19 protein-coding genes and 1 pseudogene are annotated in these 18934 nt (G+C 69.6%); 13 read left to right on the top strand and 7 right to left on the bottom strand.

The annotated features are described in order from the left end of the window. Both J5T34_RS16070 and J5T34_RS16065 read right to left on the bottom strand, forming a co-directional pair. Positions 1–248: pseudogene (locus tag J5T34_RS16070) on the bottom strand (DUF3108 domain-containing protein); the annotation flags it as partial. Beyond that, positions 208–1041 carry an IclR family transcriptional regulator gene (locus J5T34_RS16065; protein ID WP_208580656.1) on the bottom strand — a complete coding sequence of 278 codons (834 nt, stop codon included), beginning with the start codon at positions 1039–1041 and terminating at the stop codon, positions 208–210. The gene J5T34_RS16065 and the pseudogene J5T34_RS16070, both read right to left, overlap by 41 nt. A gap of 303 nt (positions 1042–1344) precedes the next feature. On the opposite strand from J5T34_RS16065, the gene J5T34_RS16060 reads away from it, so the two are divergent. The 7 genes from J5T34_RS16060 to rfaE2 all read left to right on the top strand — a co-directional run bounded on the left by J5T34_RS16060 (position 1345) and on the right by rfaE2 (position 8212). Next, complete coding sequence (locus J5T34_RS16060) at positions 1345–2283, top strand: Bug family tripartite tricarboxylate transporter substrate binding protein (RefSeq protein ID WP_208580689.1); 939 nt, start codon at positions 1345–1347, stop codon at positions 2281–2283. A gap of 98 nt (positions 2284–2381) precedes the next feature. Beyond that, entirely contained in the window at positions 2382–3365 is a 984-nt protein-coding gene (locus J5T34_RS16055; RefSeq protein WP_208580654.1) for a fumarylacetoacetate hydrolase family protein, read from the top strand. A 145-nt stretch (positions 3366–3510) separates the two neighbouring features. Then, a complete protein-coding gene (locus J5T34_RS16050; RefSeq protein WP_208580652.1) occupies positions 3511–4362 on the top strand; it encodes an enoyl-CoA hydratase/isomerase family protein in 852 nt (283 codons plus the stop codon). A gap of 90 nt (positions 4363–4452) precedes the next feature. Then, a complete protein-coding gene (locus J5T34_RS16045; protein WP_208580650.1) occupies positions 4453–5406 on the top strand; it encodes a PhaM family polyhydroxyalkanoate granule multifunctional regulatory protein in 954 nt (317 codons plus the stop codon). A gap of 47 nt (positions 5407–5453) precedes the next feature. Then, positions 5454–6656 carry a patatin-like phospholipase family protein gene (locus tag J5T34_RS16040; RefSeq protein ID WP_208580687.1) on the top strand — a complete coding sequence of 401 codons (1203 nt, stop codon included), beginning with the start codon at positions 5454–5456 and terminating at the stop codon, positions 6654–6656. A 172-nt stretch (positions 6657–6828) separates the two neighbouring features. Continuing rightward, entirely contained in the window at positions 6829–7692 is an 864-nt protein-coding gene (locus J5T34_RS16035) for an acyl-ACP desaturase (RefSeq protein ID WP_174108225.1), read from the top strand. Positions 7693–7717: 25 nt separating this feature from the next. Then, positions 7718–8212: a D-glycero-beta-D-manno-heptose 1-phosphate adenylyltransferase gene (gene rfaE2, locus J5T34_RS16030; protein ID WP_208580685.1), complete on the top strand. Its 495-nt coding sequence runs from the start codon at positions 7718–7720 to the stop codon at positions 8210–8212. Positions 8213–8276: 64 nt separating this feature from the next. Here rfaE2 and J5T34_RS16025 read toward each other — a convergent pair whose 3' ends face one another. Together J5T34_RS16025 and J5T34_RS16020 are read right to left on the bottom strand one after the other, a co-directional pair. Then, entirely contained in the window at positions 8277–9167 is an 891-nt protein-coding gene (locus J5T34_RS16025) for a type III pantothenate kinase (protein ID WP_244258961.1), read from the bottom strand. After that, on the bottom strand, positions 9164–10051 hold the full coding sequence (locus tag J5T34_RS16020) for a biotin--[acetyl-CoA-carboxylase] ligase (protein ID WP_208580648.1): 888 nt from the start codon (positions 10049–10051) through the stop codon (positions 9164–9166). The genes J5T34_RS16025 and J5T34_RS16020 overlap by 4 nt, the downstream gene beginning before the upstream one ends. 130 nt (positions 10052–10181) lie before the next feature. On the opposite strand from J5T34_RS16020, the gene J5T34_RS16015 reads away from it, so the two are divergent. From J5T34_RS16015 to J5T34_RS15995, 5 genes are read left to right on the top strand one after another with little or no spacing between them, the layout of a single operon-like run. After that, positions 10182–11306 (top strand): MlaE family ABC transporter permease, encoded by a 1125-nt coding sequence (locus J5T34_RS16015; RefSeq protein ID WP_208580646.1) that lies wholly within the window; start codon positions 10182–10184, stop codon positions 11304–11306. Then, on the top strand, positions 11303–12187 hold the full coding sequence (locus tag J5T34_RS16010) for an ABC transporter ATP-binding protein (protein ID WP_244258959.1): 885 nt from the start codon (positions 11303–11305) through the stop codon (positions 12185–12187). Before J5T34_RS16015 ends, J5T34_RS16010 begins: the two co-directional genes overlap by 4 nt. Next, positions 12187–13146, top strand: coding sequence for an MlaD family protein (locus J5T34_RS16005; RefSeq protein ID WP_208580644.1), 960 nt, complete (start codon positions 12187–12189; stop codon positions 13144–13146). Before J5T34_RS16010 ends, J5T34_RS16005 begins: the two co-directional genes overlap by 1 nt. 29 nt (positions 13147–13175) lie before the next feature. After that, on the top strand, positions 13176–13802 hold the full coding sequence (locus tag J5T34_RS16000) for an ABC-type transport auxiliary lipoprotein family protein (protein ID WP_208580642.1): 627 nt from the start codon (positions 13176–13178) through the stop codon (positions 13800–13802). 25 nt (positions 13803–13827) lie between these two features. After that, positions 13828–15096 carry a VanZ family protein gene (locus J5T34_RS15995; RefSeq protein WP_208580640.1) on the top strand — a complete coding sequence of 423 codons (1269 nt, stop codon included), beginning with the start codon at positions 13828–13830 and terminating at the stop codon, positions 15094–15096. On the opposite strand, the gene pxpA is transcribed toward J5T34_RS15995, so the two are convergent. Genes pxpA through pxpB form a run of 3 tightly spaced genes read right to left on the bottom strand, consistent with a single transcriptional unit; the run spans position 15093 to position 17642 of the window. Further along, positions 15093–15827, bottom strand: a complete 735-nt coding sequence (pxpA, locus tag J5T34_RS15990) for a 5-oxoprolinase subunit PxpA (protein WP_208580638.1) — start codon at positions 15825–15827, stop codon at positions 15093–15095. The genes J5T34_RS15995 and pxpA overlap by 4 nt on opposite strands. A 31-nt stretch (positions 15828–15858) precedes the next feature. Next, positions 15859–16950, bottom strand: a complete 1092-nt coding sequence (locus tag J5T34_RS15985; protein WP_208580636.1) for a biotin-dependent carboxyltransferase family protein — start codon at positions 16948–16950, stop codon at positions 15859–15861. Beyond that, entirely contained in the window at positions 16947–17642 is a 696-nt protein-coding gene (pxpB, locus tag J5T34_RS15980) for a 5-oxoprolinase subunit PxpB (RefSeq protein ID WP_208580634.1), read from the bottom strand. Before pxpB ends, J5T34_RS15985 begins: the two co-directional genes overlap by 4 nt. A gap of 245 nt (positions 17643–17887) precedes the next feature. On the opposite strand from pxpB, the gene J5T34_RS15975 reads away from it, so the two are divergent. After that, positions 17888–18886: a tripartite tricarboxylate transporter substrate-binding protein gene (locus J5T34_RS15975; protein ID WP_208580632.1), complete on the top strand. Its 999-nt coding sequence runs from the start codon at positions 17888–17890 to the stop codon at positions 18884–18886. Positions 18887–18934 lie beyond the last annotated feature (48 nt).

The raw sequence follows: 18934 nt of genomic DNA, 5'->3' as shown, positions 1-18934 counted from the left end.
GCTGATCCCGCTCGACGCGGTCGACACGCCGGCGCTACGGCAATCGGCTTGGGCGGCAGCAGGATCGCCTCGAGCGCCGGCGTGTCGACCGCGTCGAGCGGGATCAGCGGACCCGGCATCCGCACCAGCCCGATCAGCACCAGCGCATGGGCGAGCAGTACGACCGCCAGCGCGACCGCCCAGCGCAGGCGGCGCGCACGTTTCCCGTCAGGCGTGACCGGCGTTTCCGGTCGGCGGGGTCCCGCCAAGGTATCCAAGCTCCGTGGAGATCCGTTGTGCAATCTCGCGCACCCGGCGGTCGATCGCTCCGCCCCATTCTGCATCGAATACGGTCTGGGCGCCCAGCACGATCAGCGCCATCGCCACGTGGCCGCTGGCATCGAACACCGGAAACGAGATCGCGTTGATGCCGGGCAGCACGCCGCCCAGCGTGCGCGCCGCGCCGTGCGCACGCACGGCGGCGCACACCGCATCGTAATCGGCCAGCGAGCGGGGCAGATCCGGCAGATTGTCGTCGCGGCGCTCGTTGAGCTCGCGCTCGATCAGCGGCAGCGTCTGCTGGCGCGGCAGATAGGCGCCGAACAGCCGCCCGGTGGCCGAATTGAGCATCGGCATCACGTCGCCCAGGCGCAGACTGACGGTGACCGGATGGCTCGACTCCTCCCAGTGCACTACCGTCGGGCCGTGGTTGCCCCAGACCGCGATGCCGACGGTCTGGTCGATGTCGTCGCGCAGCTGGGACAGCACCGGGCGCGCCTTCTTGACCGGATCGAGTCGGTTCAGCCCGGCCAAACCCAGTTGCAGCGCGAACGGCCCCAGGTCGTAGCGACCGCTGACCGGATCCTGCGCCACCATGCCAAGCCGCTGGAAGCTGACCAGATAGCGGTGCGCCTTGGCCGGATTCATGTCGGCTGCGGCGGCCAGGTCGCGCAGCATCATCGCGCGCGGCGAAGCGGCCAGCGCCTTGAGCAGCTGGAAGCCCACTTCGATGGACTGGATGCCGGTGCGCAGCTTGGCGTCGTCTTCTTCTAGTTCGCTCATGCGTCGAGATGGGGTGGGCGGCGTCGGGAACGACGATCGGGTATGGATACACAGTCATGCACGCAACGGCAAGCGCGGCAATATAGTTCGATTCCGTCACGCCGCGCTACGCCCCGGTCAGTAAATTTACTATAGCGAAATCGATTTACCAGTTTTTAATCCATCGCTAGACTGCGCGAGAAGAACATTCCGGAGACCCGCATGCCAGCCCCGTTCGCCGCTGCGCGCACCGCGCGCCTTTCCCTGCCGATCCTGCGGCGCCTGCTGAATGCCGCCGTGCTCAGTGCCGGCGCGCTGGCTGCCATGGCCGCCGTGCTGCCGCGTCCGGCCGCAGCCCAGCCGGCCTGGCCCAGCCAGCCGGTCCGCTGGGTGGTGCCCTATCCCGCCGGCGGCGGCACCGACGTGGTGGCGCGCACGCTGGCCCATGCAATCTCGCCCGCGCTCGGCAAGCAGGTGGTGATCGACAACCGCCCGGGCGCGGCGACGATCGTCGGCGCCGACACCGTCGCGCACAGCAAGCCGGACGGCTACACGATCCTGACCGCCGACACCGCGACGCTGGCCGCCAACCCTTCGCTGTACAAGAAGCTGCCGTACGACCCGGCCAGGGACTTCGTCCATGTCGGCATGATCGCCCGCTTCCCGCTGATTCTGGTCGCCAACCCGAACTTCCCCGCGCGCACGCTCAAGGAGGCGGTCGACTACGCCCGCAAGAACCCGGACAAGGTCAACTTCGCCTCGCCGGGCGCCGGCAGCCCGCACCATCTGGCGATGGAGCTGTTCATGGAGCAGACCGGCACGCGGATGACCCACGTGCCGTACAAGGGCGCGGCCCCCGCGGTGCAGGACCTGCTGGCCGGCCAGGTCGACCTGATGTTCCTAGATCTGGCGGCGGGCCAGCAGAACGTGCTCGGCGGCAAGCTGCGCGCGCTCGGCAGCGCGACGCCGAAGCGGCTCGCCGCCCTGCCGCAGGTGCCCACGGTGGCCGAGGGCGGCGTCGCCGGCTTCGAGGCCTATGCCTGGCAGGGCGTGGTGGCCCCGGCCGGCACGCCGCAGCCGGTGGTGACCCGGCTCAATGCCGAGCTCGTCAAGGCGCTGAAGCAGCCCGAGGTACAAAAGCGCTTCGAAGGCATCGGTGTCGAACCGGTCTCCAGCACGCCCGACGAATTCGCGCAGTACGCGCGCAGCGAGGCCGAGCGCTGGGGCAAATTGATCAAGGCCAAGGGCATCACGGTAGACTGACGCCCTCGCGGCGGCCGGCCTGGCCGGCGCCACTTCAGCCATCCCGGACGCCGGCGCGATGCCGGCGTCGTTCTTTCGTTCTTGATGCAGGAATCCCGATGAAACTGGCCACCCTGAAGGACGGCTCGCGCGACGGACAGCTCGTGGTCGTGTCGCGCGATCTGAAGACCGCGCACTATGCCACCGACATCGCCGGCAAGCTGCAGACCGCGCTGGACGACTGGCACTTCCTCGCGCCCCAGCTGCAGGACCTGTACGACGCGCTGAACGCGGGCCGTGCGCGCCATCCGTTTGCGTTCGATCCGCGCCAGTGCATGGCGCCGCTGCCGCGCGCCTACCAGTGGGCCGACGGCTCGGCCTACGTCAATCACGTCGAGCTGGTACGCCGCGCACGGGGCGCCGAGATGCCGCCGGAGTTCTGGACCGATCCGCTGATGTACCAGGGCGGCGCCGACGATCTGCTCGGCCCCTGCGACGACATCGTCTGCGCCAGCGAGGCGTGGGGCATCGACTTCGAGGCCGAGGTCGCGGTGATCACCGGCGACGTGCGCATGGGCGCCACGCCCGAGCAGGCGGCCGAAGGCATCCGGCTGCTGGTGCTGGCCAACGACGTGTCGCTGCGCAATCTGATCCCGGCCGAACTGGCCAAGGGCTTCGGCTTCTTCCAGAGCAAGCCGGCCACGGCATTCTCGCCGGTCGCGGTCACGCCCGACGAGCTCGGCGAGGCCTGGCGCGAGCGCAAGGTCCACCTGCCGCTGAACGTGTGGTGGAACAGCAGGAAGGTCGGCTCGCCCGACTGCGGCACCGACATGGTGTTCGACTTCGGCCAGCTGATCGCCCATATCTGCAAGACGCGCAATGTGCGGGCCGGCAGCATCGTCGGCTCGGGCACGATCTCCAACGTCGACCGCAGCAAGGGCTACTGCTGCATCGCCGAGAAGCGCACCCTCGAGACGATCGAGAGCGGCGCGCCGGTGACGCCGTTCATGCAGTACGGCGACGCGGTCAAGATCGAGATGTTCGACGCGCAGGGCCGCTCGATCTTCGGTGCGATCGACCAGGTGGTGACCGCGCCGGCCTGATCCGCGGCGCACAGCGTTGCGCCTATAATTCCCCGACCGCCCGGTTGGGGAATTTGCGCGGGCCCGAGTCGGGCCCGCTCTCCTGCTGGCGGGCCCGCGCGGCCGCTTGCCGTGCCTCCCTCCACCCGCCAGGAGCCCACCCGCGATGACAGCCACTCCAGCCGCCGACGCAGCCACCACCGGCACCGCCCCTTCCTCACGCTACGACCGCTATCAGGCGCTGACGCTGCGCCAGCACGGCCCGATCCTCGAGATCGTGATGGACGCGCAGCAATCGGCCAACCGCAAGCTGGCCACCGCCGACGCCAACATGCACCGCGAACTGGCCGAGATCTGGCGCGACGTGTCGGCCGATCCCGAGATCCGCGTCGCACTGATCCGCGGCGAGGGCAAGGGCTTCTCGGCCGGCGGCGATCTGGCGCTGGTCGAGGACATGGCCAACGATTTCGAGACCCGCTCGCGCGTCTGGCACGAGGCGCGCGACCTGGTCTACAACGTGATCAACTGCGACAAGCCCATCGTCTCCGCGATGCACGGTCCCGCGGTCGGCGCCGGCCTGGTGGCGGGGCTGCTGGCCGATATCTCGATCGCCGCGCGCACCGCGCGCATCGTCGACGGCCATACGCGGCTCGGCGTGGCCGCCGGCGACCACGCCGCGATCGTCTGGCCGCTGCTGTGCGGCATGGCGAAGGCCAAGTACTATCTGATGCTGTGCGAGTCGGTCAGCGGCGAGGAAGCCGAGCGCATCGGCCTGGTCTCGCTGGCGGTCGACGAGAGCGAGCTGGTGGCCAAGGCCTTCGAGATCGCCAACCGGCTCGCCGAAGGTTCGCAGAGCGCGATCCGCTGGACCAAGTACGCGCTGAACAACTGGCTGCGCATGGCCGGGCCCGCGTTCGATACCTCGCTGGCGCTCGAGTTCATGGGCTTTGCCGGACCCGATGTCCGCGAAGGCGTGGCCAGCCTGCGCGAGAAACGGCCGCCGCGCTTCGGCGCATAAGCCAGCGTAAGCCGGCGTAAGCCAGCGCGCGGAGGATGCAGCGTCAGCGCGCCGACCCAATGACGATGGCCCCACCGCGGAGCACAGACCATGTTTGGACAGATACCCGATTTCAACGACGGCTTCGAATTTCTGCGCAAGATGTGGGGCAACGCGGCGGGCATGCCGACGGGGCTGATGCCGGGCCTGCAGGCGATGACGCCGCCGATGGATCTGGACGAGGTCGACAAGCGCATCCATGACCTGAAGGCGGTCGAAAGCTGGCTGCAGCTGAACGCCAACCTGCTGCGCACCACCATCCAGGGGCTCGAGGTTCAGCGCGCGACGCTGGTCGCGCTGAAGACGGTCGGCGAGGCACTGTCGCCCGAAGCGCTGCAAAGCGCGATGGAAAACGTCGCCCGGGCGGCCAACGCGCCGAGCGCGGCGCCGCCGCGGCGCCCTTCGGCGCCACCCCCGGCACAGCCGGCCGCCGGCGCGGAAGGCATCGATCCGAGCGATCTGGCCGACATGGCGGAGATGGAGGCCACGCCCGATCAGCCCGACGACGACATCCCGGACGACGAACCGCCACCGGAACACGGCAAGCAAGGGGCAGGTCAGCAGGCCGGACCCTCGCAAGCGAAAGGCACAGGAGCAGGGGCATCGGCGCCGCCGCAGGCCAATCTGTGGTGGGACATGCTGCAGAAGCAGTTCAACCAGATTGCCAGCAGCGCCGCGGCGGCCAGCCTGGCCTCGCTGAACAACCTCGGCGCCTTCGGCGCAGGGCAGCCAGGCGCCGGTACGGCGGCCCAGAGCAGCGGCCCGGCCGGGGCCACGAGCGCGAACGAAGCGGAACCGCCCGCCCACGCCGAGAAAACCGCCGCCGGGGCCACGGCCCGGAGCCGCACCAGGACGGCGGCGAAGACAGCAGGCGCTGGCAGCACGGCGGGCACCGCCAAGGGCGGCAGCAGCGGTGGCAAGAACGGCGCCGCCAATGGCGCCGCCAAGCCGGCCGGCAAGACCGCGAAGCCCGCACGCCGCGGCAAGGCCAACAACGGGCACTGACGTCGGAGCGCGCCTTGGCAGCGAGCAAGACCACCGCGGTGATCCTGATGGGGGGCGGCGCGCGCGCCGCCTACCAGGCCGGCGTGCTGCGCGGCATCGCGCGCATCGCCGCCCGCCATGGACTGGGCGCGCAAAATCCCTTCCAGATCGTCTGCGGCACCTCGGCCGGCGCGATCAACGGCGCCGGGCTGGCGATCGACGCCGGCGACTTCGATCGCGCCACCGAAACGCTGGCCGCGCTGTGGTCGAGCATCCATGCCGAGGACGTCTATCGCACCGACGTGCTGCGGGTCGGCATCTCGGGCGCCCGCTGGCTGTCGGCGCTGGCGGTCGGCTGGGCGCTGCAGCACGCGCCGCGCGCGCTGTTCGACAACAAGCCGCTGGACAGCCTGCTCAGCGAGCTGTTCGATCCCGAGCGCGTGCAGGGCAGTCTCGACGCCGGCCATCTGCAGGCGCTCGCCATCACCGCGCTGTCGTATTCGACCGGCCGGCACGTGACCTTCTACCAGTCTCACCGGCGCATCCAGCCCTGGCGCCGCAGCCAGCGCGTCGCGGTGGAGGCAAGCATCGGCGTCGACCATCTGCTGGCTTCGTCGTCGATCCCCTTCCTGTTTCCCGCCACGCCGCTGGAGCTGGACGGCCACCACGAGTGGTTCGGCGACGGCACCATGCGGCAGATGTCGCCGCTGTCGCCGGCCATCCATCTGGGCGCCTCGCGCATCCTGGCGATCGGCGCGGCCTCGCGTCAGCGCGCCGGCTGGTACGACACCGTGCCGGCGGGCGGCTATCCGTCGCTGGCCCAGGTCGGCGGCCAGGCGCTGGCCAGCATCTTCCTGGACGGACTGTCGACCGATGTGGAGCGGCTGCAGCATATCAACACGCTGCTGGCGCGCATGCCGGAGGTCGCCAACGACCGGGAAGGCTGGCGGCCGGTGCAGGTGATGACGATCTCGCCGAGCGAGCCGATCGAGGCGCTGGCGATCGAACACGTCAAACGGCTGCCGCGCACCGTGCGCGCGCTGCTGGCGCCGCTGGGCGGCACCGAAGCGAAAGGCGCGGCATTTGCTAGTTACCTGCTGTTCGAGCCCGAGTTCACGCAGGCGCTGATCGCCCTTGGCGAGCGCGACGCGGGGGCGCAGGGCGACGAACTCGCCGCTTTCCTGTACGGCGTGATCCCCGGCACACCGGCCGCAAGCAGCGCGCCGGCGACCAGCGAGGCAGGCTCGCCGCCCGCCTCGGCGCTGGCCTGACGCGGTTTCAGCGGTTTTCACAATGCCGACAGCTGGCTGTGGCAGGCTGCCGCGGGTCCGCCTTGGCAAGCGGCATCGGACCGTTCGCACCGCAACTTGCGGACGGCCTGCAAAAGGTCTATAGGAATGATTCGCATCTGGTAGAATCTGCCCGTAATTTCAAAGGCTTACCATGCTCTACCCCGAACTGTTCAAATCGCTGGAAGCGGTCCGATGGCATATGGACAAGGACATCCCCTGGGATTCGTTCGATGCCAGCCTGCTGACGGACGATCAGGCGAAAACCATCCGCATGAACGCGATCACCGAGTGGTCCGCCCTGCCGGCCACCGAAATGTTCCTGCGCGACAACCGCCACGACTCCGACTTTTCGGCGTTCATGAGCGTGTGGTTCTTTGAGGAGCAGAAGCACTCGCTGGTGCTGATGGAGTACCTGCGCCGCTTCCGCCCGGACATGGTCCCGACCGAGGAAGAACTGCACGCGGTGCGCTTCGAATTCGATCCGGCGCCCCCACTCGAAACGCTGATGCTGCATTTCTGCGGCGAGATCCGCCTGAACCACTGGTACCGCCGTGCCGCCGAATGGCACACCGAACCGGTGATCAAGCATATCTACCGCACGCTGTCGCAGGACGAGGCGCGCCACGGCGGCGCCTATCTGCGCTACATGAAGAAGTACCTGAACCAGTTCGGCGACAACGCGCGCTCGGCCTTCGCCAAGATCGGCGTGCTGATGGCATCGGCGCGCCGCACCGAGAAGCCGCTGCACCCGACCAATCTGCACGTCAACAAGGCGCTGTTCCCCAACGACACCGTGCAGTCGCGCCTGCCCGATCCGGACTGGCTCGAGCACTGGCTGGACAAGCAGATCCGCTTCGACGAAGGCTGGGAGAAGAAGGTCATCGAACGCATCCTGCACAACATGTCGCTGCTGTTCGAGCGCACCTTCGAGACCGTGCAGGACCTGAACCGCTATCGCAAGGAACTGAACGCGCGGCTGCAAGCCAACGGCGGCACCAACCCCGCCGAAGCCTGACGCCGGCGCCGTCCTTGCGATGACGCTGTCCCCTCCCGCCTTCGAGGCCAAGCTCGCTTCGACCGACGATCCCCAGGCGCTGCAACGGCGCCTGGCGGCCTTGCCGCGCCCGATGGTGTTTACCAACGGCGTGTTCGACATCCTGCATCGCGGCCATGCCACCTATCTGGCGCAGGCGCGCCAGCTGGGCGCCTGCCTGGTGGTCGGCGTCAACAGCGACGCCTCGGTGCGGATGCTGGGCAAGGGCGACGATCGCCCGCTCAATGGCGAGGCCGACCGGATGGCGCTGCTGGCCGCGCTCGAATCGGTCGATCTGGTGCTGATGTTCGGCGAGAAGACGCCGGTCGAACTGATCCGCGTGGTCCGCCCCGACATCTACGTCAAGGGCGGCGACTACGAGATCGATACCCTGGAAGAGACCCGGCTGGTGCGCAGCTGGGGCGGTCAGGCCTGTGCGATCCCCTTCCTGCACGACCGCTCGACCACCAAGCTGCTGCACAAGGTGCGGCAGGGCGGCTGAGCGGCTGAGGCCACTGACCGGCTGACGGCCGTCGTGCTGTCGTGCCGTCGGCCAGCGCCGGCGCTCAGCCCGCGCGCTGCTGCGCCGCCATCACCGACAAACCCAGCAACACCAGATTCTCGTGCCGCTCGAAGGGCAGCGTCAGCGCGCCCGCCAGCGCCTCGCGCGCGCCGCCGGACAGCAGGCAGCGGGCCGGGCCGCGTTCACCGAGCACGCGCCAGGCACGTTCGATCGACCCGATCTGGGCCGCCAGGCAACCGGCGGCGATCGCATCGCGGGTGTTGTCGGCCCACGCCGTCGCGGCATGGGCCTCGCCGATCTCGACCGCGGGCAGTTGCGCGGTATTGCGCGCCAGCGATCCCATCATCAGGGCCAGGCCGGGCAGGATCATGCCGCCGGCGAAGCGCGAGCGCGCCGGCGTGCCGCCGGTGCCGTCATGGCTGTCCGGCGCCAGCACCACGTCGATCGTGGTGGCGGTGCCTGCCGTCACGATCAGCAGATTGCCGTCGGGCAGATGGTGACGCGCGCCGATGCCGCCGACCCAGCGGTCGACGCCGAGCTGGCTGGGTTCGCGATAGCCGTTGTCGAGCGTGCCGTGCGACGCCGTGGCCCGCGCCCAGTGGACCGCTGGCGGACCGCCGAAGGCATCGGCCAGCAAGGCGTCGACCTCGGCGGCGATGACCGGGCCCGCCACATTGCTGATCCACACCCCGCGAGGCCCGCCGCCGGCATCGGCCAGCGCGCGCCAGTCCTGGGCAAGCGTGGGCAGCGCTTCATGCCCGCAGGCGCCGCTGGCGCGCCAGGGCACCGGGAGCGCACCGGTGGACGGGGCGTCGAGCGAGGCCGCTTCGCACCAGGCCCACTTCAAGCGGGTATTGCCGATATCGATCAGCAGCACGGCGCCGCTCGCACTGGCGGTCGGGCTCGCGTTCGGGCTCGCGTTCGGGCTCATCATGCCCCCTCGCCGGCCGGCCGCAGCGACACTTCCCCCGAGGCGATCCGCTGCAGGCCGCTTGCGGTTTCCAGCAGCAGATGGCCCTCGTCGTCGACGCCACGCGCCATGCCTTCGGCCTGCACCGCGCCGTCGTGCAGCAACCGCACCGGCTGGTCGCGATAGGCATCGCGCGCCGACCAGCGCCGCGCCATCGGCGCGAAGCCCTCGGCCAGGAAGGCGGTACGCATCGCCGCCAGCCGGTTCAGCACCGCGGCCAGCAGATCCGTTGGCCCATGCACCGGATCGAATCCGTCCAGGCATTCGGTGACGCCGGCCAGCGAGCGGCCGAGCGCGGCCTCCATCGCGGCGTCGCGCACCAGGTTCAGGCCGATGCCGACCACCGCCCAGACCCGTTGCGGACCTGCGGGCACCGATTCGATCAGGATGCCCGCCAGCTTGCGGCCGTCGATCTGCAGATCGTTCGGCCATTTGAGGCCGACCGCCTTGCCCAGCCGTGCGTCGATGTCGTTCAGCGCCTCGGCCAGCGCGAGCCCCACCGCCAGGCTGAGCCCGGCCAGCCGCGCAGGCGGCAGCGCCAGCGGCATCGCCACCGAGAACGTCATGCCCGCCTGGCCCTGCCACGGCCGTCCCTGGCGTCCGCGTCCGGCGGTCTGCCGGTAGGCGAGCCGCAGCATGCCGGCGTTCAACATGTCGCCCTCCCCCCAAGGCGTCCGGCGGCAGGCCTGGACCAGATCGGCATTGGTCGAGCCGGTCTCCTCGACGATCTCGAGCTGCCACTGCTTGACGTCGTCGACAAGTGCGGCCCGCAGGCGCACCGGATCGATGCGCCAGGCAGGCGGCAAGGAGGACGAAGGCGCGGGGGAATCGATCGAGGCGGCGGTCATGCAGGCGGCGGGAACTGGTATTCGGCGGCGGCCGACGGATATCGGGCCATGCGCATTGTAGCCGCGTCCACTTTGGCGCCTGCCGGCGCGTGGCTTAAAATCGGCTTTCGCACCTTACATCGGTCAGCCATTGGAACGCTATACGAAGCCGGACATCGCTGTCACGCAACAGGACGGCACCGCCGCCGTGCAGTTGCAGGGAGACTGGACCGCGCTGTCGCTGGCGCAGGCGCGCTGCGCCCATGACCTGCGCCGGCAGCTGCAGGGACTCGTTCCCGGCACCGCGCGCTGGCAGCTGACCGGCATCGGCCGGCTCGACCATATCGGCGCGCAACTGCTGTGGCAGGCCTGGGGCGAACGCTTTCCGGCCCATCTCGAGGCCACCGACGGCCAGCGCCGCGCCTTCGAACGGATCGCCGCGGTACGGCGGCTCGGCTGGAAGAAACGGATGGTCGACCGCTTCAACCCGGTCACGCTGCTCGGCGCATCGGTGATGTCGCTGTTCTCGCAGCTGGGCAACGGCATCGCGATGCTGGGCCAGCTGTCGCTGGACCTGCTGCGCTTTGCCGCCGCGCCGCGGCGCGGCCCGTGGCGCGAGATCTCGGCCAACGTCTACAGCATCGGCTACAAGGCGCTGGGCATCACCGCGCTGGTGGGCTTTCTGATCGGCGTGGTGCTGGCCTATCTGCTGGCAAGCCAGCTGCGTACCTACGGCGCCAGCGTCTTCATCGTCAATATCCTCGGCATGTCGGTGATCCGCGAACTCGGTCCGGTGCTGGCCGCGATTCTGGTGGCCGGCCGCTCGGGCTCGGCGATCACCGCGCAGATCGGCGTGATGCGGGTCACCGAGGAGCTCGACGCGATGCGGGTGATGGGCATCTCGCACAGCTTCCGGCTGATCATGCCGCGCGCGATCGCGCTGGCCGTGGCGATGCCGCTGCTGGTCGCGTGGACCGCGCTGCTGGCGCTGATCGGCGGCATGGTGGCCTCGAACGTCCAGTTGGGCCTGAGCCCGGTCTTCTTCCTGCGCGAGCTGCCCAATGCGGTGCCGGTCGCCAACCTGTGGCTCGGCCTGGGCAAGGGCGTGGCGTTCGGCATGCTGATCGCGCTGACGGCGTGCCACTTCGGGCTGCGCATCAAGCCCAATACGCAGAGCCTGGGCGAAGGGACCACCGCCTCGGTGGTCACCGCGATTACCGTGGTGATCGTCGCCGATGCGATCTTCGCGATCCTGTTCAAGGATGTCGGCATATGACGGCGATCATCGGTACCCCCGCCAACACGGGCGCCAACACCGGCACCGCGCAGCACGCCCGCACGCCGATCATCGAGGTGCGCGGCCTGGTCAAGCGCTTTGGCGACACCGTCGTGCACGACGGGCTCGACCTCGAGGTCTATCGCGACGAAGTGCTGTCGATCGTCGGCGGCTCGGGCACCGGCAAGACCGTGCTGCTGCGCCAGATCGTCGGCCTGGAGCGGCCCACTGCCGGCACCATCCGCCTGTTCGGCGAAGACCTCGCCGGCCTCGACCCCGCGCGGCTGCAATGGATGCGCAATCGCTGGGGCATGCAGTTCCAGCGCGGCGCGCTGTTCTCGTCGCTGTCGGTGATCGACAATATCGCGCTGCCGCTGCGTGAACTTCGCTGCCTGCCCGACAATCTGATCTGCGAAGCGTCGCTGCTCAAGCTCGAACTGGTCGGCCTGTCGGCGCGCGACGCCGACAAGATGCCGGCCGATCTGTCCGGCGGCATGATCAAGCGCGTGGCGCTGGCCCGCGCGCTGGCACTGGAGCCGGAACTGGTGTTTCTGGACGAGCCCACCGCCGGCCTGGACCCGATGGCGTCCGACGACTATGTCGCGCTGATCCGCGAACTGCGGCGCGAACTGAAGCTGACGGTGGTGATGGTCACGCACGATCTGGACACGCTGGTGGCGCTGTCCGACCGCGTCGCGGTGCTGGCCGACCGCAAGGTGCTGGCGGCGCTGCCCATCCCGCAGCTGGTGAAGATCGACCATCCCTTCATCCGCGAATATTTTCTCGGCGAACGCGGCCAGCGGGCGCTCAGCGCGCTGCCCGCCGGCGCCAACCCTGCATCGGACGTGGCGGCCGTGGCGCGCCACGCTGGAGAGTCGTGATGGAAAACAAGTCGAACGCCTTTCTCGCCGGCGTGTTCACCATCGGCCTGGCCGTGCTGGTGCTGTTCGCGCTGTTCTGGTTCGGCACCGACCACACCGAACGCGTGCCCTACGACCTGGTCACGCGCTCGACCGTGACGGGGCTGGGCCCGCAGGCCGACGTCAAATATCGCGGCCTGACGGTGGGCCGCGTCGAATCGATCCGCTTCGATGCCTCCGTGCCGGGCCAGATCATCGTGCGCATCAGCGTCGACAAGGAGGCGCCGATCACGCGCACGACCTATGCCACGCTGGGCCTGCAGGGCGTGACCGGCATCGCCTATGTGCAACTGGACGACACCGCCGCGCAGGAAGGCAGCACCGCGCCGTCGCCGCCGCTGGAGACCTCGCCCCGCGCGGTCGCCCGCATCCAGATGCGGCCGGGCTTCTTCGAGGAACTGGAGCGGCGCGGCGATTCGCTGCTGACCCAGGTGGAATCGCTGATGGCCTCGCTCAACGACATGTTCCAGGGCGAGAACCGGCGCGAGCTGATGACGACGATCCGTTCCATCAAGGAAGGCGTCGACGACTATGCCCGCGTCGCCCGTGCGCTGGAACCGGCCGCGCGACAACTGCCGCAGGTCACCGCGAACCTGAATGCCACGCTGAAGTCGACGCAGCAACTGACCCGCGAGCTTGGCAGTCCCGACGGCACGCTGCTGCGCACCGTCGACGGCGTCGGTCAGCAACTGCGGGCTGCGGCCGGCTCGGTCGAGCACGCGGCCAACAATCTGAACGACCAGACCTTGCCGCAGCTCAACGGCCTGGCGCGCGATGCGCGGCAGACGGTGCGCAGCCTGGACCGCGCCGCCGGCCAGTTCAACGAGCGGCCGCAGAGCGTGCTGTTCGGCGGCTCCGCGACCCCGCCCGGTCCCGGCGAGGACGGCTTCAGCGCGCCATCGGCGGGGACCGCACCGTGAATCCAACCGTCCACCGGGAACCGATGCCCATGACCGACGCTGTTCCGCTCCGCCGCGCCCGTCTTTCCGCCACGCAGTGCGTGCTGGCCGGTGCGATGCTGACCGCCACGCTGCTGGCCGGCTGCTCGCTGCTGCCCGCCACGCCGCACACCACCACCTACGATCTCGGCCCGCCCGCCGTGGCGCCGGCTGCGGGCAAGACGCTGCCGCCGCTGCGCGTGCTGTCCACCGATGGCCCGTCCTGGCTCGACGGCAACGCGATCCACTACCGGCTGCGCTATGCCCAGGCCGAGCGCCTGCAGCCCTATGCCACGCAGCGCTGGATCATGTCGCCGGTGCGCCTGTTCGACGAACGGCTGCGCGAAGCGGTATCGGCGCGCGGCGAACTGAGCTGGGGCGGCGATACGCAGGCGCCCGCGCTGAAGGTCGATATCGTCGACTTCGAACAGGTCTTCGACAGCGCCGACAGCAGCCGCGGCGTGGTGCAGGTGCGCGCCACCGTGATGCGCAACGGCATGATCGGCCAGAAGACCTTCACCGCCGAGCAGCCCGCCCCCAGCGCCGACGGCGCCGGCGGCGTGCGCGCGCTGGCCGGCAGCACCGATGCCGTGATCGCGGCGATCATCGACTGGGTGGCGACGCTGCCGGTACGCTGAACCGGTACGCCAGCAAAGCGGCACCATGAAACAGGCCGACCTGCCCCCCTCCTCCGCTCATCCGGACCCGCGCTTGGGCGCGGTGCCGCCGGAGAGTGCGACCACGCTGCGCCATTCGCCGCTGGCGCGCTTCGGCCTGCTGTGCGTAACGCTGCTGATGATCTATGCCAGCCTGTACCCGTTTACCGGCTGGACGGACAACGGCATCTCGCCGTGGGCCTTCCTCAATGCGCCCAAGCCGCGCTACATCACCGACTTCGACCTGCTGACCAATGTGCTGGGCTATTGCCCGTTCGGCGCACTGGTCGTGCTGTCGCTGCATCCGCGCGTAACGGGCGCACGCGCCGCGCTGCTGGCGTTCGCCGCCGGCATCGTGCTGTCCGGCGCGATGGAGGCGCTGCAGACCTGGCTGCCTAACCGCATTCCGTCGAATATCGACCTGATGACCAATGCGTTGGGCGCGCTGCTCGGCGGCACGATGATGGCGCCGTTCGCCAGCGCGATGATCGACCGCGGCACGCTGCGGCGCCTGCGCATCGCCTGGTTCGAGTCGCACGCCAGCTTCGCCATCATCCTGATCCTGCTGTGGCCGTTCGCGCAGATCTTTCCGCAGGAGCATCTGTTCGGCATGGGCGGTCTGGTGCGGCAATGGCTGACGAATCCCGACTCGTGGCCGATGCAACTGGTGCAGTGGGTGTTTCCGGGCTTCCTGCGGCTGCAGGAAGACATCGGCCTGCGCCCCGACGACATGCAGCAACACCAATTGCTCGAATCGCTGGTGACCGGCTGCGCGTGGGTCGGCACCGGCCTGTTCGCCTCGGTGGCGATGCGCCGGCAGGCGCCGACGCTGCGCATCCTCGCCGGGCTGCTGGCCGCCACGCTGCTGCTCAAGGGGCTCGCCGCCGAACTGCAGTTTCCTGCCGACAATGCGTTCAACTGGCTGTCCGAAGGCGGCCGCTACGCGCTGGTGACCGGCACGCTCGCACTGGTACTGCTGGTGCGCCTGCCGCGTCCGCTGCGCGGCATCCTCGCGATGAGCGCGCTGCTGACGCTGGTGATCCTGACCAACGTGCTGCCCCCCAATCCCTATGCCTGGGTCTCCGAACAGGGCTGGCGCCTCGGCCGCTTCGTCCATTTCAACGGCCTGGCCCAATGGCTGGGATGGCTGTGGCCGTTCCTCGCCTTCTGCTATCTCGCCTGGCGCGTCGAGCAGTTCGGGCTGACGCGGCGAAGGGAACGGAGGAGCCGGCGCGGGCGGCGCCGAGCCGCGCCAACCGCCGGCGACGCAACCTAAGCCCCCACCGCAATCCCCTCCTCCCGCAAACGATCCCGGATCCGCTGCGCGAAGGCCAGCGCATGCGGCCCGTCGCCGTGCAGGCAGACGGTATCGGCCTGGATCGGGATCCAATGGCCGTCGATCGCACGGACCTTGCGCTCGCGGACCATCGACAGCGTTTGCGCCAGCACGGCCTCGTCGTCGTCGAGCAGCGCGCCGGGCGTGCCGCGGCGGACCAGCGAGCCGTCGGGGTTGTAGCCGCGGTCGGCGAAGACCTCTTCCTTGACCGTCAGACCGGCCGCGCGCGCGACCTCGATCATCACGCTGCCCGCCAGGCCGAAGAACGTCAGCTGCGGGTCGAAGTCGCGCACCGCATCGACGATCGCCTGCGCCAGCGTGCGGTCGCGCGCGGCCTGGTTGTAGAGCGCGCCGTGCGCCTTGACGTGGGCGAGGCGACCGCCCTGGGACTTGACGATCGCGGCCAGCGCGCCGATCTGGTACAGCACGTCGGCATAGACCTTGCGCGGGTCGCGCTGCATCTCGGTGCGGCCGAAGTTCTCGCGGTCGGGATAGCTCGGGTGCGCGCCGATCGCGACGCCTTTCGCCAGTGCCCACTGCACCGTCTGCAGCATGGTGGACGCGTCGCCGGCATGCCAGCCGCAGGCGATATTGGCCGAGCTGATCAGCGCCAGCAGCGCTTCGTCGCTGCCGCAGCCTTCGCCGAGGTCGGCGTTCAGATCGATCTGCATGTCGGGGCTCCTGGTGCGTTGGCGGGATGATTCACTGAGTTCGTTCGCTGCATGGCAGCGGGACATCCGCCGCCGACAGCTGGCGCGTCATCGCGCGACGCCGCGCGGCCAGCGCCTTTCCTGCGGTGCTCGCCTCTGCCTGCCACGCCACCGCCTGCGCGACCTGGCGCAGATACGTCTGCAGTTGCATGCGCGCGGCCTGCGCTTCGTCGAGTCCGACGCGGCGAAAGTGCACCGCGGCGCCGAGCGGAGCCTGGGCGAGGCGCCACAGATCGGCCTCGATGACCACGCCGATCTTCGGATAGCCGCCGGTGGTCTGGGCATCGGCCATCAGCACGATCGGCTGGCCGCCGGGCGGCACCTGCATGACGCCCGGCACCACGCCATGGGACAGCAGTTCCGGTGCGCCGGGCCGCCGCGCCAGCGCGGGGCCTTCGAGCCGGAAGCCCATGCGGTTGCTGTTGGGCGTGACGGTCCATTGCGCCTGCCACAACGCCTGCTGGGCATCGGGCTCGAATTGATCGTACTCCAACCCCGGCAGCATGCGAATCGACAGCGCGCGGCCGTCGGCCTCCGGCGCCGGCAAGGCCCAGGCCGGCGACAGCACGCCAATTCGCTGGGATGGCAACGATGGCGGCGATGGCACCGCGGCAGCGTCGGACCGCAGCGCCGCCAGCCGATCGCCTCGCCGCAAGGCGCGGCCCTGGTATCCGCCGAAGCCGGCCTTCAGGTCGGTGCTGCGCGAACCCATCGCGAGCGGCACATCGATGCCGCCGGCCACGCATAGATAGGTACGGGTGCCGCTACGCGCCGCTGGCAGCGTCAGCGTGCTGCCAGCGCGCACGTCGAACGCATGCCAGCACCAGACCGGCTCGCCGTCGAGATCGGCGCGGCATTCGGCGCCGGTCAGCGCGATGCGCAGATCGGCATCAAAACGGACCGTGGCGCGGCCCAGCGTGAATTCGATCGCGGCGGCGCCGGCGTCATTGCCCAGCAGCAGGTTGCCGACCCGCAGCGCGACGCTGTCGAGCGCGCCGGCCCCGCCGACGCCGAAGCGCCGCATGCCGTTGCGGCCGAGGTCCTGGATCGACGCCAGCGCGCCGGGGCGAAGGATCTCGATCATGGGCGCACCGGTGTGGCGATCGATCCGGTAACGGACTCGGCGATCGATTCGACAACGAAGCGCACGGTGTCGCCCGGCGCCAGCAGCGAGGGCGGATCGCGCTCGGGTTCGAACAGCGCCAGCTCGGTACGGCCGATCAATTGCCAGCCGCCGGGCGCGGCCGCGGGATAGACGCCGGTCTGCTCGCCGCCGATGCCGACCGCGCCGGCCGGTACTGCCAGGCGGGGCTCGGCGCGGCGCGGCGTCGCCAGCGCCGGGTCCAGCCCGCCGAGATAAGCGAAGCCGGGCTGGAAGCCGAGAAAGTAGACGGTATAGGTGCCCGCGCTGTGCCGCCGCACCACTTCGTCGGGCGTCAGGCCGGTATGGGCGGCCACGTCGGCCAGATCGGGGCCGTCGTCGCCGCCGTAGCGGACCGGGATCTCGACGATGCGGCCGCTGGCATTGCCGCTCTCCCCGCCCTCGCCTTGTTCCCACGCCCGCTTCAGCGAGGTCTCCAACCCGGCCGGGTCGGCCTCGTCATCGAACAGGACCGTCAGGCTGTTCATGCCGGGATAGGCGTCGACCACGCCCGGCCATGCGCCGGCCTGATCGGCCATCGCCCAGAAGTGGCGTTGCACGTCGAGCGACGCGGGAGGCGGCACGCTGCACAGCAGCGCGTGCTCGGCAAGGCGGTGAATCGTGCAGCTGGCCATGATGGTGATCGGTCCGGAATCCAGGTGGCGCGCGGGGTTCGGGAATTAGCTTGGAAATGCGCGGGGCAACGCGCGATGCGTCTTATCAGCAATTTATCGAGAAAGTGAGTTTTGCGAAACCTAAGGCGTCATGGCGGCGCCTAGGGTTTTCCATAGCGGGGCAGGCCGGTAGTTGATTAGATCAATCGTCGCTGTCCCGCTTAAATTTCCCCGCATCCTCGTAGAAAGGACCTCACGGAGACGCCATGACATTTGCAGAATTCGCCCGCAAGGCCCGCCACGCGGCGGTGGCCGTTGCACTGCTGGCAGCCGGCGCCGCCGCCGCGCCCGCCGCGCTCGCACAGAAGATCGAGAAGATCGACGGACCGCTACGCTTCGTCGTCGGGTACGCGCCGGGCGGGGCCTCGGACCGCGCCGCACGCATCGTCGGCCAGGCCCTGCAGGCCAGATACGGCGTCACCGTGGTGGTCGAGAACAAGGCCGGCGCCGGCGGACGGCTGGCCGCGCAGCAGGTCAGGCACGCCGGTCCGGCCGACAACGTGCTGATGCTCGGCAATCCCGCCGTGATGACGGTCGCGCCGCTGGTGTTCAAGGACACCAGCTACGATCCCGACGCCGACTTCGTGCCGGTGTCGCAAGTCTCGTCCTACGACTTCGCGGTGATCACCGGCCCGCAGGTGCCGGTGCGCGAGATGTCGCATCTGGTCGCCTGGCTCAAGGCCAATCCCGGCAAGGCCTTCTTCGGCGTGCCGGCCACCGGCAGCCTGCCCCACTTCTTCGCGCTGATGCTGGCCGAGCGCGCCGGCGTCAAGGGCGACGTGGTCGGCTACAAGGGCTCGGCGCCGCTGGCCACCGACATGCTGGGCGGCCAGGTGCCGGTCGGCGTCGACACGCTGGACGCGGTGCTGTCGCTGCATCAGAGCGGCAAGCTGAAGATCCTGGCGGTCTCCGGCAAGACACGCTCGTCGTTCGCCAAGGACATCCCCACGCTGAAGGAGGCCGGCATCGATCTGTCCGCCGACGGCTGGAACGCGTTCTTCGCGCCCAAGTCGATGCCGCCCGAGAAGGTCAAGGCGCTGTCGGCGGCGATCCACAGCGTGATGTCGGACCCGGCGGTACAGCAGCGCTTCGTCGCCGCCAACATGCAGCCGGTGGCCAGCACGCAGCAGCAGACCGCGGACATGCTCCAGGCCTACAAGGCGCAGTGGCAGCCGGTGGTCAAGCGCAGCGGCTTCCAGCAATAACCTTCCCGCAATGACGTCCGGCCGGACGCATCAGCAAGGAGCGACGGC

This window comes from Cupriavidus gilardii, assembly GCF_017598945.1.
Taxonomy (GTDB): domain Bacteria; phylum Pseudomonadota; class Gammaproteobacteria; order Burkholderiales; family Burkholderiaceae; genus Cupriavidus; species Cupriavidus gilardii_E.
This window is presented reverse-complemented; position numbering and strand designations above follow the sequence as displayed.

What these genes read in the sequence shown, in the direction of transcription:
- J5T34_RS16065 (WP_208580656.1), bottom strand. Translation starts at nt 1,041, where the DNA reads ATGAGCGAACTAGAAGAAGACGACGCCAAGCTGCGCACCGGCATCCAG.
- J5T34_RS16060 (WP_208580689.1), top strand. Translation starts at nt 1,345, where the DNA reads ATGGCCGCCGTGCTGCCGCGTCCGGCCGCAGCCCAGCCGGCCTGGCCC.
- J5T34_RS16055 (WP_208580654.1), top strand. Translation starts at nt 2,382, where the DNA reads ATGAAACTGGCCACCCTGAAGGACGGCTCGCGCGACGGACAGCTCGTG.
- J5T34_RS16050 (WP_208580652.1), top strand. Translation starts at nt 3,511, where the DNA reads ATGACAGCCACTCCAGCCGCCGACGCAGCCACCACCGGCACCGCCCCT.
- J5T34_RS16045 (WP_208580650.1), top strand. Translation starts at nt 4,453, where the DNA reads ATGTTTGGACAGATACCCGATTTCAACGACGGCTTCGAATTTCTGCGC.
- J5T34_RS16040 (WP_208580687.1), top strand. Translation starts at nt 5,454, where the DNA reads ATGGGGGGCGGCGCGCGCGCCGCCTACCAGGCCGGCGTGCTGCGCGGC.
- J5T34_RS16035 (WP_174108225.1), top strand. Translation starts at nt 6,829, where the DNA reads ATGCTCTACCCCGAACTGTTCAAATCGCTGGAAGCGGTCCGATGGCAT.
- J5T34_RS16025 (WP_244258961.1), bottom strand. Translation starts at nt 9,167, where the DNA reads ATGATGAGCCCGAACGCGAGCCCGAACGCGAGCCCGACCGCCAGTGCG.
- J5T34_RS16020 (WP_208580648.1), bottom strand. Translation starts at nt 10,051, where the DNA reads ATGACCGCCGCCTCGATCGATTCCCCCGCGCCTTCGTCCTCCTTGCCG.
- J5T34_RS16010 (WP_244258959.1), top strand. Translation starts at nt 11,303, where the DNA reads ATGACGGCGATCATCGGTACCCCCGCCAACACGGGCGCCAACACCGGC.
- J5T34_RS16005 (WP_208580644.1), top strand. Translation starts at nt 12,187, where the DNA reads ATGGAAAACAAGTCGAACGCCTTTCTCGCCGGCGTGTTCACCATCGGC.
- J5T34_RS16000 (WP_208580642.1), top strand. Translation starts at nt 13,176, where the DNA reads ATGACCGACGCTGTTCCGCTCCGCCGCGCCCGTCTTTCCGCCACGCAG.
- J5T34_RS15995 (WP_208580640.1), top strand. Translation starts at nt 13,828, where the DNA reads ATGAAACAGGCCGACCTGCCCCCCTCCTCCGCTCATCCGGACCCGCGC.
- pxpA (WP_208580638.1), bottom strand. Translation starts at nt 15,827, where the DNA reads ATGCAGATCGATCTGAACGCCGACCTCGGCGAAGGCTGCGGCAGCGAC.
- J5T34_RS15985 (WP_208580636.1), bottom strand. Translation starts at nt 16,950, where the DNA reads ATGATCGAGATCCTTCGCCCCGGCGCGCTGGCGTCGATCCAGGACCTC.
- pxpB (WP_208580634.1), bottom strand. Translation starts at nt 17,642, where the DNA reads ATGGCCAGCTGCACGATTCACCGCCTTGCCGAGCACGCGCTGCTGTGC.
- J5T34_RS15975 (WP_208580632.1), top strand. Translation starts at nt 17,888, where the DNA reads ATGACATTTGCAGAATTCGCCCGCAAGGCCCGCCACGCGGCGGTGGCC.